A 14,484-nucleotide genomic window follows, 5' to 3' on the forward strand; every position below is an offset into this window, starting at 1 on the left:
ACGACGCCGTCCTCGCCCCGCGTGAGCCGAACCGCGCATCCCGGCGTGGCGCTGTCGCGAGCCGCCCCGGACCAGCACGCTTGCCTCACGACCAAGGCTTCTGACGCACGTCCGAGCTTCACGACCAAGGCTTCTGGAAGGGGCCCGCATGCTCCTCGGCACCTGGAATCTGGAGAACCTGTTCCGTCCCGGCGGCCCGTCCGGCCCGAAGGACAAGGCCACCTACGAGACCAAGCTCGCCTCCCTCGCCGCCGTGATTACGGAACTGGACCCGGTCCTGCTCGGCGTCCAGGAGGTCGGCGACCCGGCCGCGCTCGACGACCTGGCCGGGATGCTGGACGGCGAGTGGCACACCGCCACCTCCGCGCACCCGGACGTCCGGGGCATCCGGGTCGGCTTCCTCAGCCGTACGCAGCCGCGGGTCGTCGCCGACACGAACACGTTCCCGGCCCACCTGCGCCCGGTGCAGTCCGACGACTCGGGCGCCGAGGAACCGGGCGCGGGCCGCGGCTTCCTGGCGGTGGAGGTCGAGACGCCGACCGGTCCGCTGACGGTGGCGGTGGCCCACCTGAAGTCGAAGCTGCTGACGTACCCGGGTGACCGTTTCTTCCCGCACGACGAGGGCGAACGGGCCCGCTACGGCGCCTACGCCCTCTACCGCCGGGCCGCCGAGGCGGCGACCCTGCGCGCGCTGGCCGACCAACTCCTCGCCGGTGAGGGCCGTACCCGGGACGTGGCGGTGCTCGGCGACATGAACGACGAGGTGCAGGCCGCGACCACCCAGATCCTGCTCGGCCCGCCGGGTTCGGAGATCGGTACGCCGGGCTACGACCGCGCCGACCAGGGCGACGCGGTCCGCCTGTGGGACGTGGCTCCGCTGATCCCCGCCGACCAGCGCTACTCCCGGATCAACTCCGGGCGCCGCGAGTTGATCGACCACATCCTGGCCAGCCACCACCTGGTCCACCGGGTGACGGCGGCGGGGACGGGACTGCCGGGTGCGGGAGCGCCCCAACTCCCGTCGGTGGGACCGGATCCGGCGGAGCGGCGGGAGGCGCCGGGGTCGGACCACGCGCCGGTGTGGGTGCGGATGGACTGACCGGGCCGGTCCAAGTACCTAGACCGCGATGGTCAGTTGGATCGCACGCAGCCCGACCCGCCCCCGCCCCCGCTCGAACTCCTCCAGCAGCTCGGTGAGTTGCTGGATGTGGCGGGACGTCAGGCGTCCCGCGTCATCGAGATGGACGGCGCAGGCAGTGGTCGTGTCGACGAGCCGTTCGAGGACGGCCGCGACCTCGTCCGTGCCCTCCGTGTGCCGGGCGAGGGCGGGGAGTTCGGCGGCCGAGACGGCGATGGCGCCGCGGGCCTCGGCGAGCGTTCGGTAGGCCTCGCGGCGCAGCGTCCAGCGCTCGGCGCGGTCGTCGGACTCGCTCAGGACGTGCACGAGGTAGGCGTGCGCGGCGGCGCCCGCGGCCCCGAGCCGGGCGCGTACGCCCCCGCCGCGCTCCCCCGGCATCGGCAGATGTCCGACGATCAGCACGATCGCGCAGGCCAGCAGCGTCTCCCCGATCCGGCTCGCGGAGGCCTGCGGTTCCCCGCCCACCATCACCAGGGACAGCACGAGGACGGTGACGACAGCGGTCTGCGCGGCGAAGTGCCGGGTGGCGACGGGAATCAGCGCACCGCTGAGCGCCACGAGCGCGATCAGTCCCTCGGGCCGGGGCAGCACGGCGGCGAACCCGGCGAACACCAGCGCCCCCAGCACGGTCCCCGCCGCCCGGCTCAGCGCCCGCGAGGCGAGCGGCCCGAGGTCGGGCTTGACGAGGAAGACGGCGGTGGCGGGCAGCCAGTACCAGTGCTCGTGCTGCCCGTACCAGCGGGCCTGGTGCAGCGCCTGCGCGACGGCGACGCTGGCCCCGAAACAGAGGGCGACTCGGATTCCGTACTCCCGTCCCCCGGCCCCAAAAGCCTTACGGAGCACATCAGTTGGCGTAAGCCGACGCGTGTGCAGACTCGATGCGCTCCCCTCCGCCTGGTCGAAGGCGTCGGCGGCGTGCAGCAGGGCGTCGTCGAGGGCGCGCAGCGCGGGCGCGGAACGGTTGGGCGCGGGCAGTGGCCCGGTGGGCGCGTTGTCCCGCACGGCGGCGGCGAGCCGGCGCGGCCCCTCCCCCGCCCGGGCGGACACCGCCTCCCCGGCCCAGGCGATCGCGGTCGCGGCCTCGGCGAGCGGCAGCGCGGCGGCATACTGCCCGTGCAGCCGCCGCTCGGCCGACGAACTGGCGTACCGCCGCAGCCGCGGCCCGGCGAGCGCGTCCTGCGCGTGATCGAGCGCGGCGGTCAGCGCGGCGCGCCGCCCCGTCGCCTCCGCCCCACCGCTGGCGTCGAGCAGCCCGGCGATCGCGTCGTACACGGCGGCTACGGCGGCCCGCTCGCCGTCGAACCGGTAGTCACCGGCGATGGCCCCGGGCGTGGGCAGCGCCAGCCGCAGCAGGACCAGCCAGGCGGCCCCGGCGAGAAAAGCGAGGGCGCGCTCCCACCCCGGTTCGGGCAGGGGCATCCCGGCGCCGATGGCGGAGGCGACGAGCAGTTGCGTACCGGCACCGGAGGCGACGGGCCCGATGGCACTGAACCCACCGGCGACCAGCCCGATCCCGGTGAAGAGAAGTGTGAGCACGACAGCCCCCACATGGGCCCCGGCGTACGTCCCGATCAGCAGCCCCGCCGCACCCGCGAGCGCGGGCCCGCCCAGCCGCTTGACCGAGGCCCGCCGACTGCCGGGCCGGTCGTTGATCCCGGCGAGCATCGCCCCGAGCGCGGCCAGCACCCCGAGGGACGTGCGGTCGACGATCACGGCGACCATCAGCAACGGCCCGGCGGCCAGCGCCCCGCGCGTGACCGCGCTCCAGGGAACCGGCCCGCGCTGGGCACGGAGCGTGTGGGCGAGCCAGGGCGGAAGCGAGAACGCGGCGGTACGACGGGACACAGGGCTCCTGTCTTGACGAGGGCGGGGTGTGCCTTCGGGCGACGGTGGCCGGGGCGGTAGCTGGAGCGGGTGCTGAAGCCGGTGCGGGCGGCTGGGGTGGTAGCCGCGGTGTCCACGGTAGTTCGCGGCCTGGCGCGGAACGGGCCGTGCGCATTTCGGCGGTGTGAAGGTTGGCCGTAGAGCCGCTTTCTTTATGAACGCAACGCCGAGAAGGGCGCTCCCACGTCTACTTCATGTCCCACGGCTTCTTCATGTCCCACGGCTTCTTTATGAACGCGCCGCCGCGAACAGCGCCCCCGCGTCGGAAACCGCGCGATCAAGCACATCCGGTTCGGGGCGCAGCCCGGCCACGACGCCGTCGACCGCCCGCAGCCCGGCCCGCTCCAGCAACCGCTTCTCGTTCGTCACCCACTCCCCCTTTGCCGCCAGCACCCCGTGCCCGGCCTGCGCGGCGGCCACGGCGATCGCACCGGCGACCTCGGTGAGCCGCCCCTTCGGGACGTGGTTGGCCCGCGCGTACGCGAGGGTGGCGTCGGCGGTGCCGTACCAACGCTCGGCGGCGGCGAGCCGCAGCTTCGCGGGATAGCCGTCCGGGCGCGGCAGTTCACCGCGCAGGACACGGTTGACCGCCAGCTCGGCGACCACCAAGTAGCTGGGAATCCCGGCGAGATGGAACAGCAGCGGCTCCACCCGGAAACGCCCCTCCTGCGCCTCCCCCAACTCCCGTTCCACCACGTCGAGATCGCGATAGTGCACGTCGACGCGCCGCCCGTCGATGGCCAGCCAGGCACCCCCGTTGAAGACCCCGCCGCCCCATCCGCCGACCTCGGAGACCTCGCCTTCCCACCCGAGTGCGCGGAGGTCGGCGGGGCCGAAGGGGCCGCGGTAGTAGACCGCCAAGTCCCAGTCGCTGTCGGGGCGGTGAGTGCCTTGGGCACGGGAGCCACCGAGGGCTACGGCCTGGACTGCGGGGAGGGTGGCGAGGCGGTCGGCGGTGGTGTCGAGGAAGTCCGCGTCGTCGGCGGGTGTGGGTGCGGGCACGGCTGGGGCTCCAACTGGTCTGTTGGGGGCGGGGATTGGCGGGAGCGTACGTAGAGTGCGCGCTCGGCGCCACGCGTTAAAACGCGACGCTTCAGGTCGGCACCCCGCGTCGCCGCGCGGCCGCTCAGCCCGCCGCCGCCATCCCGAAGTCCGCTCCCGAGATATCCCCCAGCGCCTCCGCGATCCGCAGCAACGGCTCGCGCAGGGCGGTCAGTTCGGTGCGCATGGGCTCGGCCTGGGGCCAGGCGGCCTCGTGGTCGAGGGGGGCCGTGTCCGCCGGGCAGCGGGCCTCGTAGGCGGCGAGGCGGGGGTGCCAGGTGCTGGTGAAGGGGCGGATGGTGTCGTTGATGAGGGTGTAGGCGAGGCTCTGGACGGTCGGTGCGCCGGAGCCGCGTTCGAGGCCGATGCTGTACGTGTGCAGCGTGCCGCGCGTGAAGTCGATCAGGGACTTCAGGGAGGTCAGCGCCTCGCGCAGGCTGCCCGTGCCCGGTGCCAGTTCCTGCACCCCGATGCGGGTGACCAGTTCGACCTGGATGTCGAAGGCGGCCATCCGCTCCGACTCACTGGGTGCTGCCATGGGTGCCTCCCTCCGGCTGCCGGGGAAGGTCAGCGTAACCGGGTCGCGGCGGCCGCACAGAGTGCGCAGGGCCGCGTGCCGCAGGGACTCGGTGCGGGCGGGCGCCGGGTCGTGGTGGTGCCAGGCGTGCAGGGTGACCGGGTGGAGCCGCCAGCCGCCGTCGGCCACCGGTGCCAGCAGGCTGCGCACCCGCAGTTCGCCGACTCCGTCCCCGGCCCGCCGGGCGGCGACGGCCCTGGGTACCCGGTCGACGGCGGCGAGCACTCGTTCCGCGTCCTCCACCGTCAGCGGCAACGGGTGCAGTACGGCGGCACAACGCAGGACGTCGGCGGCCTCCGCCGTGTCCACGTCCCGTACGAGGGCGCCGGTCACGTCCGCCCCGGCGAGCGTGTCGAGAAGCGAACCCCCGCGCGCGTGCAGCCGGTCGTACAGTTCGCGCGGATGATGCCCGGCCCGGATCGCGCGCCCCAGGAGTCCGAGGGCGAGCGGATGCCCCTCCACCGCCTCGGCCAGCGACTCGTCACCGCCGACGAGCACGCGCGCGTGGAGGGCGTCGAGCGGTTCGAGGTCTACGGGGGTGCCGATTCCGGCGTAGGCGCGGCTGCGCAGGGTGAAGAGGGTGCGGCCGAGCGGGTGGGGCGCCGCCATCGCGGCGATGTCGCGGGCGGCGAGCCGGTCGGCGGGGACGGAGTCGACGATCCACAGGAACGGCCCGTCGGCCCCCAAGGAGGCGGCGGCGGAGTCGGAAAGGGCCCGCACTGAGTCGTCGTAGGCCTGCCCGCTCACCCAGAAGACACCTCCGGGGTAGGCCGCCTCGAAGCGGAGCGCGTACTCCTGGGCGAGCGCGGACTTGCCGATGCCGGCCATGCCGCGGATCTGTACGGCGCGCGGGGCGTCACGGCCGGTGACGAGGGGCGCGGAGTGGGCGTGCAGGGCGGAGTGCACCTGCCAGAGCTCGGAGAGACGTCCCAGGAAGTCGAGGCGTGGCTCCGGGGAGCCCAACAGCCAGCGTCGTACGGCACGTTCCCGGATGGCCATCGGGCCGTCGAGGCGCGCGACGTGCTCGCGTACGTCGGCCACCAGGGCGGCGGGGTCGTCGGCCGAGGCGTGCCGGGCGTCGCGGAGTTCGACGGGGTGGATGTGGTCGGAGGTCGGCTCGGGATTGACGACCATGACGCGGCCGCGCGGATCGCCCTCCCCCAGGCCCGCCAGATAGGCCGTGGTCAACTCCCACTGGCAGGCCTCGCGTTCGGGGTAGCCGGTGGAGTAGTAGGCGAGCAGCGCCTTGGAGCGGGCCAGTTCGCGTCGGATGGTGTCGCTGATGCCGGCGAAGGAGGCGACCCCGGTCTCGTCGGTGAACACCTCAAGGCCGCCGTCGCGCAGCACCTGCGCGAGCGGTCGGACCCGCTCCACGTCACCGCGGCTGTAGCTGAGGAAGACATCCCACACGACGGCTTACCCTACTGTGGGTACCGGGGAGGGCGATCATGAGACACAGGCAGCGCAGGCGGCGGGGTCCGGGCGGTCCGTCACAGATCACGGCCAGGCTGACGATCCCGTTCGTCGGCGAGATCTCCGGCACCTGGGAACCGGCCGACGCGGAGCGCAGCGCGGCCTGGGAGCTGTACCTGCAGCTCGTCACCCGCGTGTCGGTCGAGGAACTCGCCGCCGACGAGGGCTTCCTGCGTGAGGCGCTGTCGTCGTTCTACACGTTCTTCGGCACCACCCGTGACATCCTCCATCGCCACGGGCCCCAGATCGCCCCGCCCGTCCCTCCTGGTCACGTCAGCTTCGCCGTCCTCGCAGTCACGGTCCTCAACCGCGTCCTGCGCCCCCTCCTCGCGACCTGGCATCCCCGCCTCGCCGCCTACGAGTCCCAGCGGCCCGAAGGACGCGACCCGGTGGCGTGGGAGCGGGAGTGGGAACACGCGGACGCCCTGCGCGATGCGATCGCGGAGGTGCGGGGTGTGCTGAGGTCCTTGGCGCGGACCTTGCAGGAGGTGGCCGAGGTCGGCGACCTCATCGACCTGCCCGCACCGCGCACTCCCGAGGACGCGGCGACAGGGGCGAATCGGGGCACCCCCCCCCGGCGGTTCAAACAGGTCCTGATGCTTCGAACGCCCCTGACACTCCTGACGCTTCCGGAGTCTGAGGTCACGCTCGCCGCGTGAGGCCGTCGGGCCGATTGTCAGTGGCACGCGCTTCACTGGAGTGGTCACTGAGAGTCACCACGGGGAGCGGTCGATGGCAGCACACGAGACGCATGAGAGTGGGCGGGAGCGGAAGCAGGGGCGGGACGCGGAGGACGGCGGCGACGCGCACGCCACTCGTACGCATCTCTCGGCCGCCGGGCTGCGCGCGCGGGGATGGACGGCCGGGATGGTGCGTCAACTGCTCGGTGAACCCGATCTGTTGCGGGTCAGTTCCCATTCCCGGGCGGCGCCGCGCATCCGGCTGTACTGCGTCAAGCGGGTCGAGGCCGCCGAGCGGAGTGGCGAGTTCCGGGCCGTTTCGGCGGCTGCCGCGCGGAGGTCGGCCGCGGCGCGGATCGCTGCCCGGCGCAGGCGGCGGGAGGTGCTGGCGCGGATCGCGGCGGAACCGATCGACGTGCCGCGACTGGCTCCGCAGAAGCTGACGGCGCTGGCGGTCGAGCATCGCGAACGGCGGGGGCCGGTGCCGGATGGCGCCGCTTCGCCCGATCGGTGGAAGGTCGACTATCTGCTATGCCAACTTGCCCGCTACGACGAGTTGTTGAGCGGGCTGCACGGGGGTGCCGGACGGATCGCGGCCGAGGAGTCGCTCCGGCGGCGGGTCTACGCGGCCATCGCCGAGGCGTACCCGTTCCTTGCGCAGGAGTGCGAACGCAGACTGGCCGGGGGAAATTCGGATGCGGGCGCCCCGTCCATGTGATCGGCTGACGCCCGCACTGTGCCGACCGCCGACCGCCAACTACCGGCCGCCGGTGACCGATCGACCGATTTCTGGGAGACCCCGTGCTCGAACGCGTCACCGTCCCCACGCTCTTCCCGCCGCCCACCTACTCCCACGCCACCGTCGTCGAGGCCGGTACGAAGCTCGCCTTTCTCGCCGGGGCGGTTCCGCTCGACGTCGACGGCAAGGTGGTCGGTGTGGGGGACGCGGTGCGGCAGGCCGAGCAGGTGGTGGTGAATCTCGCGGAGCAACTGCGGGCGGTCGGGAGCGACTTGGGGCACGTCGTCGCGACGGACGTGTACGTCGTGAGCAGCGAGCCCTCGGTGTTGTCTGCCGTGTGGGAGGTGGTCGAGGCGTCCGGGCTCAGTGCGGGGCCGCATTCGTCCACGCTCATCGGCGTGGCCTGCCTCGGGTACACCGGGCAGCTGGTGGAGATCACGGCGACCGCTGTCGTACCGGAAGAAGCGCTGGCAGAGGAAGAGGTGTCTCAGTCGTGAACCCCGACCCCGAGGCCGTCGTCACGCTGCGGCGGGCGGCCGCGCCCGATGCGCGGCCCGCCGCCGATGTGTGGCTGCGTTCGTTCGCCGCCGCGCTGCCGACCGTTGTCAGTCCGCGGTCCGCCGACGACGTGCGGGACTACTTCCGGGACGTCGTCGTGCCGTTGCGGGAGATCTGGGTGGCCGACGCGGGGGACGGCGGTGGGATCGTGGGGCTGATGGTGATCAACGGGGATGAGGTGTCGCAGCTGTATCTCGAACCGGACTGGCGGGGACGCGGGCTCGGGGACCGGTTCGTCGGGCTCGCGAAGGAGCGGAGTCCGGGGGGCCTGGAGCTGTGGACGTTCCAGGTGAACAAGCCCGCGCACCGGTTCTACGAGCGGCACGGCTTCGTCGCCGTCGAGTTCACGGACGGCAGCGGCAACGAGGAGCGGGAGCCGGATGTGCGGTACGTGTGGGAGCCCAAGCCGTGAGGCGTAAGCCGTGAGCCGTGACTCGTAAGTCGTGAGGCACAAGTCGTGGGTCAGGGGCGGGCGTTGCGGGCCAGTTCGAGGGCGTTCGACGGCCACCACTGGCCTGCCGCCGGGCCGCCTCGGCAGGTGCCGTCGGACTCGCCGGGGCGTTTGACCCACAGGTAGGCGTCGAGGAGGGGGTTGTCCGTGCGGGTCGTCGGCGGGGTGCCGAGGGCACGGCCGGGTGGATTGCACCACGCGTCGGTGCCGGTGTAGGGGCCGTTGCCGTTGCGGCTGGTGTCGATGACGTAGTGCTTGCCGGCGAGGTCGTTGGAGAGTTGGTCGCCGTACGTCGAACTCGCCTTGTTCGTCTGGTAGTTGGAGACGTTCAGGGCCACGCCGTCGGCACGGTCGACGCCGGACGCCTTGAGCGCGGCGACCAGTCGCCAGGCCTCGGGGATCCAGCTGGAGTTGCCCGCGTCGAGGTAGACGTGGGTGTTCGGTCGCCGTTTGAGGTGGTCGACGGCGTAGGCGAGCAGTGCGTAGCGTTCGCTCGCCGTGACGCGGGTGCAACCGGCGACCACCTGGGCGACCGCGTCCGGTTCGACGATCACGTAGGCGCCCCGGTCGCCGAGGGCGGCGGCGAACTCGTCGATCCAGGTGCGGTAGGCCGCCGCAGTGGGGGCGCCGCCGAGGGAGTACTGGCCGCAGTCCCGGTTCGGGATGTAGTACGCCACGAGTACGGCGGTGCGGGCTGCCTGGGCGGCGGCGGTGGTGCGGGCGCGGACGACCGGGCCGGGGTCGGGTCCGTTGAGCCACTCGGCCTCGGGTCTGGCGGCGATGCGGTCCATCAGCGTGGCGTCGGCTGTGCGGTCGGCCTCGCGCCAGGCGGCTGCCTGCTGTGCGGCCCGGGAGTCGGGGGCGGTCCAGAAGGGTTCCGGTACGTCGCGTGCCGCCCCGGCGCAGCAGAGGCCTGCGAGGAGGGTGGCGAGGAGGGCTCGGCGTACCGGGGTGGGCAAGGTGGCTCCGTTCTTGCCGCGCGGGTGACTGAGCGGCGGCTTGTCCTTCCCGGAGTTTGCAGGGCGCTCGGGGTTGGCCCGGTGCGTGACTTGGCGGGGCGGGGGAAGATCACCCCGACGGGGGGTGGGGTGCGGGGGCGGTGCGGTACGACGAGGGTGCGGCGTAGCGGGGGTGTGGTGCGGCGGGGAATGCGGCGCGGTAGGGGGTGCCGGGATCTGTCGTTTTGCGGGTGCTGCGCCGTCGTGGCTGGTCGCGCAGTTCCCCGCGCCCCTTAAAAGCCGCTGCCTCGCGCCTCTTTAGAGCTTGCCCCCCTTGAAGCCCGGGCCAACTGAGGCGCCCTGAAGGGGCGCGGGGAACTGCGCGAGCAACCCCCACCCACCCGCACGCCGAACTCAAACCGGCACCCCCCCCTCAAGACCGCCGCCCCCACCCACCCGCACGCCGAACTCAAACCGCCGCCCCACCCCCGTCAGGCCCCCCGCCCCCACCCCCTCCGCTTAACCACCGGCCTGGCAAAACTCCCCGCTCTGCTCGTCCTCAGCCCCAACCCCACCAGCGACTCCGCCAGCTTCACCCCCGCCCCCACCCCGTCCACGACGGGCAACCCCAGCTTCTCCCCCACCACCCGCTGCAACCCCGTCATCCCGGCACACCCCAGCACCAACACCTCCGCCCCCGCCGCACACACCCGCTCCGCCGCCGCGAGGAACGCCGCCTCCGTTCGGGCCTCGTCGCCGCCGAGGTCGAGGACGCTCAGCCCCGTCCCCACCACCGCCGCGCAGTTCCGGCCCACCCCCGCCAGCTCCAGGCTGTCCTCGATCTGGCCGCAGGACCGTTCCAGCGTGGTGACGACGCCGTAGCGCCGGCCCAGCAGACAGGCCAGATGGGCGGCCGCCTCGGTGATGTCGACGACCGGTACGTCCACCAACTCCCGCACGCCCTCCCGCCCGTGCTCCCCGAAGCCGGCCATGACGACGGCGTCGTAGGCGGGGCCCTCGTACGTCCGGAGGAGGTCCATGACGGCCGCCGCCGAGAGGTAGCTGTCCAGCCAGCCCTCCGCGGACTCGGGGCCCCACTCCGGGGTGAGCCCGGTCACGGTGGTGCCCGGGCCTGCGGCGGCCCGGGCACCTCGTACGATCTCCTCGGTCATCTCCTGCGTGGTGTTGCAGTTGGTGACGACGATGCGCACGCGGGTCAGACCTCCAGCGGCTCGGGAGCGGGTTCGGCGGCGGCCCGGTCGGTGCGGCAGATCAGTACGTACAGGCCCGCGCCCAGCGCCGTACCGATGAACCACGAGTACGGAGCCACGTCGCTGAACGTCTTCACCAGTGCGAGTACGCCCGCGACCGCCGCCGCGGGCAGGAACGCCGCGAGTGCCTTGGGGTTCACGCCGCCCCGGTAGTAGTAGCGGGAGCCGGGGGTCGCGTCGAACAACGCCTGCACATCGACCCGGCCGCGCTTCACCCAGTAGTAGTCGACCATGATCACGCCGAACAGCGGGCCCAGGAAGGCACCGAGGCCGCCGAGGAAGTAGTTGACGACCGTGGGGTTGGAGAACAGGTTCCACGGGGTCACGACCAGCGCGGCCACCGTGCTGATCATGCCGCCGATCTTGAAGGTGATCTTCTGCGGCCAGACGTTGGCCAGGTCGTACGCCGGTGAGACGAAGTTGGCGACGATGTTGACGCCCATGGTGGCGACGGCGAACGTGAACGCGCCGAGCACCATCACCCAGGTGTTGCCGACCTTGGCGACCAACTCCGCCGGATCCGTGATGGCTTGGCCCCAGACCTCCAGCGAACCGGCCGTGACGATCACCGAAACGACCACGAACGCCGTGGAGTTGATGGGCAGGCCCCAGAAGTTGCCGCGGCGGACGGTCTTGTAGTCCGGCGCGAAGCGCGAGAAGTCGCAGAAGTTGAGCATCAGCGTGCCGTACGTCGCGAGGATCAGCCCGATCGCGCCGAACCACTGCCGCCACTGCTCGCCGAACGAGACCGGGTGCGGGGTCGAGGTGAGGGAGATCGACCAACCGGCCTTCGCCAGCACCCAGATGGCCAGCGCGATCATCACCAGCCAGATCGCGGGACCGCAGAAGTCCTGGAACTTCCGTACGGATTCCATGCCCTGACTGATGATCACCGCCTGGATCAGCCAGAGGGACACGAAGGAGACCCAGCCGAGCGCGTCAAGTCCCAGGAAGGAGTGGTGAGTCCAGGACTCCAGGCCCGGCCAGGCCGCCAGCAGCATCACGTTGACGGCGACGGAGGCGAGGTAGGTCTGGATGCCGTACCACATGATGGCGATCACGGCCCGGATGAGGGCGGGGATGTTGGCGCCCCAGACGCCGAAGCTGATGCGGCTGACGACCGGGAACGGGACGCCGTGCGCCTGCCCGATCCTGCCCATCCAGTTCATGCCTACGTAGATGAGCACGAAGCCGACGAGCAGGGAGGTGAAGACCTGCCAGACGTTCATGCCGAGGACCAACAGGCCTGCGGCGAACGTGTAGTTGCCGAGGTTATGGACGTCGGACATCCACATGGCGAAGAGGTCGAAGACCTTCCAGTTCCGCTTGTCGGCGGGGGCGAGGTCTTCGTTGGTGAGCCGGGGGTCGGGGACGAACGTTGGCGTGCCGGTGGCTTCGGCACGGTCGGCGAGGGACACGGGGCCTCCAGGGCGAGGGGACGGGAGCGATGGGAGGGAGGTGCAGGACGGCTTCCGGTGTCGTTTGGTATACCAAACTGCCGTCATAGTCCTCCCGTCAACCGTTCCGACCGATGTCTCCGTTGTTAACGCTCCGTAAAACACCCCCGGAGTCGGCGAAGATAACCCCATGAGCTCCACGTCAGCGAAGATCGAACCCCTCGGAGCGGTGCGCGAGCGCGTCCTGGCCACCCTGCGGCAGGACGTCATCGCCGGTCGCCTCCGCCCCGGTGACCGGCTGGTCGAGCGCGAGCTCGCCGAACGCTTCGGCGTCTCCCGGGTGCCGGTCCGCGAGGCGATCCGCGCGCTGGTCGCCGAGGGGTTCGTGCACTTCGAGACCCCGCGCCGCACGGTCGTACGCCGTCTCACCCCGAACGACGTGCAGGAACTCTTCGAACTGCGCGAGGCCCTGGAGGTCTACGCGGCCGGGCTCGCCGCGTCCCGCGCGACACCGGAGGAACTGGCCGAGGTGGAGGAACTCCTCGACCGTGCGGCCGCCGCGACCGAGGCGGGCGACGCCGAGCTGATCACGGACATCAACAGCCGCCTGCACGACAGCATCGTCGCGATAGCGGGCAACACGCTGCTGACCGCTGCCCTGGAGCCGGTCGCGGGCCGCCTGCGCTGGATGACCCGACGGAACGAGGAGTGGCCCCAACTCCTTGTGGAACACCGCGAGTTGTACGAGGCGATCGCATCCGGCGACCCGGACCGCGCCCGCGCGCACGCGCTGGCCCATGTGCGGACCAACTACCGTTCCACGGTCCGGCATCTGTTCGGGGACGACGCGCAGCCGTAGGCAAGGGGAGTGGACATGGTCAGCAGACGTGGCCTGTTGGGCGGAGCCGCCGCCTTCGTGGGGGTCGGGACGATGACCGGCGCGGGGGTGGCCGTGGCGGACGTGGCGCTGGACACCCCGTTCACGCCGGTCGGCGCTCCGCATCTGGCGCAGGCCGAGCAACTGGTGGGATATCAGCGGCTGTTGGCGGCCGGGTATCTGGTGGACGGGCTGGCGGGGCACTGGCCGCTGGACGGTTCGGGTACCGACCGTTCCGGCCGCGAGCACCCCGTGACGCTCGGCTCCGGCGCGACCTGGACGGCGCTGCGCGCGGGCGGCGAGCTGAGCCTCGACGGGACGTCCGGCGCGTACGCGGCCACGGACTCCGTCCTGGACACGACCGCCCCCTTCACCGTCTCGGCGTGGGTGCGCCTGGCGAGCGACGCCGACCCGGCGACCATGTACACGGCGGTGAGCCAGGACGGCGCGACGACCAGCCGCTTCCTCCTCCAGTACGACAACACCGTCTCCACCTGGGCCTTCAAGGTCCGCAGCGAGGACCAGACGGCCAAGGTGTCCGCCGTCGCCGCATCACCGGCCGGTCCCGGCATCTGGACCCATCTGACCGGCGTCTGGGACGGCACACAGATCCGGCTGTACGTCGACGGGCAGGCGCAGGGCAGCGCCGCGACCACCCTGTCCTGGGCCGCGACCTCCGGCTTCTCCATCGGCCGGGCCCGCTTCGACGGCGCGCCCGTCAACCGCTTCAAGGGCGCGATCGACGACGTACGGACCTACGCCCGCGCCCTGACCGCCGACGAGATCGCCCTGGTCAGCGGCCGTACGGCCCGCCTGAACAACGTCTACCGGACGGACCCGGGCGCCACCCTCACCTGGGGCACGCCCGACGACCCGGCGAGCTGGGTGGCCCGCGCCCGCTGCGCGTCCTTCGTCACCGGCGTCCTCAGGCACACCTACGGCTGGGCGAGCGACGCCTACTTCCTCCAGTACTTCCAGGAGAAGGTCCCGGAGGCCGCCGACTACTGCGCCGCCTTCCTGAACGGCACCGCCGGCCCCCGCTTCCAGCGCGTCCGCAAGGTCGCCGAGCTCCAGCCGGGCGACATCATCGCCGTCGACTACCAGGGCAGCGACCCCGACAACACCGGCCACATCGTCATGGTCCGCGAGGTCAAGGGCGTCTTCAGCGGCACCGCCGACTTCACCGGCGAGACGCAGTACGCCGTCGAGATCGTCGACTGCACCTCCGACCCGCACGGCGTCCACGCCCTGACCAACTACCCCACATACCCCGACACCCGCATGGTCAGCAACGTCCCCGGCGAGAACCTCCAGGGCGTCGGCATCGGCCACATGATGTTCTACGCCTCCGACACCACGGGCGAGTTCTCGCGCTACCGGTGGAGCGTCAACTCCTCGAAGAGCAGCGGGACTTACGACGTGACGGCCCGACCGGTGGCGGCGGCGCGCGTCGGCTGACC

Annotated in this window: 13 protein-coding genes; 7 read left to right on the forward strand and 6 right to left on the reverse strand. The window is 72.0% G+C overall.

The features are described 5' to 3' along the window. The first annotated feature begins 148 nt into the window (after nucleotides 1–148). The gene (locus tag R2B38_RS08455; RefSeq protein WP_318015667.1) at nucleotides 149–1,099 is read left to right on the forward strand and encodes an endonuclease/exonuclease/phosphatase family protein; all 951 of its coding nucleotides are present in this window, start codon (nucleotides 149–151) and stop codon (nucleotides 1,097–1,099) included. Between the two features lie 18 nt (nucleotides 1,100–1,117). Here the strand turns inward: R2B38_RS08455 and R2B38_RS08460 are convergent, their stop codons facing one another. The 3 genes from R2B38_RS08460 to R2B38_RS08470 all read right to left on the reverse strand — a co-directional run bounded on the left by R2B38_RS08460 (nucleotide 1,118) and on the right by R2B38_RS08470 (nucleotide 6,050). Next, a complete protein-coding gene (locus R2B38_RS08460; RefSeq protein WP_318015668.1) occupies nucleotides 1,118–2,983 on the reverse strand; it encodes an FUSC family protein in 1,866 nt (621 codons plus the stop codon). A gap of 267 nt (nucleotides 2,984–3,250) precedes the next feature. Continuing rightward, nucleotides 3,251–4,024, reverse strand: coding sequence for a nucleotidyltransferase domain-containing protein (locus R2B38_RS08465; RefSeq protein WP_318015669.1), 774 nt, complete (start codon nucleotides 4,022–4,024; stop codon nucleotides 3,251–3,253). A gap of 124 nt (nucleotides 4,025–4,148) precedes the next feature. Then, on the reverse strand, nucleotides 4,149–6,050 hold the full coding sequence (locus tag R2B38_RS08470) for a toll/interleukin-1 receptor domain-containing protein (RefSeq protein WP_318015670.1): 1,902 nt from the start codon (nucleotides 6,048–6,050) through the stop codon (nucleotides 4,149–4,151). 38 nt (nucleotides 6,051–6,088) lie between these two features. Between R2B38_RS08470 and R2B38_RS08475 the strand changes: the two genes are divergently transcribed. From R2B38_RS08475 to R2B38_RS08490, 4 genes are all read left to right on the forward strand, one after another. Then, entirely contained in the window at nucleotides 6,089–6,772 is a 684-nt protein-coding gene (locus R2B38_RS08475) for a hypothetical protein (RefSeq protein ID WP_318015671.1), read from the forward strand. Between the two features lie 73 nt (nucleotides 6,773–6,845). Then, nucleotides 6,846–7,511, forward strand: coding sequence for a hypothetical protein (locus R2B38_RS08480; RefSeq protein ID WP_318015672.1), 666 nt, complete (start codon nucleotides 6,846–6,848; stop codon nucleotides 7,509–7,511). Nucleotides 7,512–7,594: 83 nt separating this feature from the next. After that, nucleotides 7,595–8,029, forward strand: coding sequence for a RidA family protein (locus tag R2B38_RS08485; protein WP_318015673.1), 435 nt, complete (start codon nucleotides 7,595–7,597; stop codon nucleotides 8,027–8,029). Continuing rightward, nucleotides 8,026–8,502, forward strand: a complete 477-nt coding sequence (locus tag R2B38_RS08490) for a GNAT family N-acetyltransferase (RefSeq protein ID WP_318015674.1) — start codon at nucleotides 8,026–8,028, stop codon at nucleotides 8,500–8,502. Before R2B38_RS08485 ends, R2B38_RS08490 begins: the two co-directional genes overlap by 4 nt. A gap of 50 nt (nucleotides 8,503–8,552) precedes the next feature. Here the strand turns inward: R2B38_RS08490 and R2B38_RS08495 are convergent, their stop codons facing one another. The 3 genes from R2B38_RS08495 to R2B38_RS08505 all read right to left on the reverse strand — a co-directional run bounded on the left by R2B38_RS08495 (nucleotide 8,553) and on the right by R2B38_RS08505 (nucleotide 12,168). Beyond that, complete coding sequence (locus R2B38_RS08495) at nucleotides 8,553–9,500, reverse strand: glycoside hydrolase family 6 protein (RefSeq protein ID WP_318015675.1); 948 nt, start codon at nucleotides 9,498–9,500, stop codon at nucleotides 8,553–8,555. A gap of 470 nt (nucleotides 9,501–9,970) precedes the next feature. After that, on the reverse strand, nucleotides 9,971–10,690 hold the full coding sequence (locus tag R2B38_RS08500) for an aspartate/glutamate racemase family protein (protein ID WP_318015676.1): 720 nt from the start codon (nucleotides 10,688–10,690) through the stop codon (nucleotides 9,971–9,973). Between the two features lie 5 nt (nucleotides 10,691–10,695). Continuing rightward, entirely contained in the window at nucleotides 10,696–12,168 is a 1,473-nt protein-coding gene (locus R2B38_RS08505; RefSeq protein WP_318015677.1) for an NCS1 family nucleobase:cation symporter-1, read from the reverse strand. A 169-nt stretch (nucleotides 12,169–12,337) separates the two neighbouring features. Between R2B38_RS08505 and R2B38_RS08510 the strand changes: the two genes are divergently transcribed. Next, nucleotides 12,338–13,006, forward strand: a complete 669-nt coding sequence (locus R2B38_RS08510) for a GntR family transcriptional regulator (protein ID WP_318015678.1) — start codon at nucleotides 12,338–12,340, stop codon at nucleotides 13,004–13,006. Between the two features lie 15 nt (nucleotides 13,007–13,021). Next, entirely contained in the window at nucleotides 13,022–14,482 is a 1,461-nt protein-coding gene (locus R2B38_RS08515) for a LamG domain-containing protein (RefSeq protein ID WP_318015679.1), read from the forward strand. The last annotated feature ends 2 nt before the right edge of the window (nucleotides 14,483–14,484 follow it).

This window comes from Streptomyces sp. N50 (genome assembly GCF_033335955.1).
Lineage (GTDB): Bacteria > Actinomycetota > Actinomycetes > Streptomycetales > Streptomycetaceae > Streptomyces.

What these genes read in the sequence shown, in the direction of transcription:
- R2B38_RS08475 (WP_318015671.1), top strand. Translation starts at nt 6,089, where the DNA reads ATGAGACACAGGCAGCGCAGGCGGCGGGGTCCGGGCGGTCCGTCACAG.
- R2B38_RS08515 (WP_318015679.1), top strand. Translation starts at nt 13,022, where the DNA reads ATGGTCAGCAGACGTGGCCTGTTGGGCGGAGCCGCCGCCTTCGTGGGG.
- R2B38_RS08510 (WP_318015678.1), top strand. Translation starts at nt 12,338, where the DNA reads ATGAGCTCCACGTCAGCGAAGATCGAACCCCTCGGAGCGGTGCGCGAG.
- R2B38_RS08480 (WP_318015672.1), top strand. Translation starts at nt 6,846, where the DNA reads ATGGCAGCACACGAGACGCATGAGAGTGGGCGGGAGCGGAAGCAGGGG.
- R2B38_RS08455 (WP_318015667.1), top strand. Translation starts at nt 149, where the DNA reads ATGCTCCTCGGCACCTGGAATCTGGAGAACCTGTTCCGTCCCGGCGGC.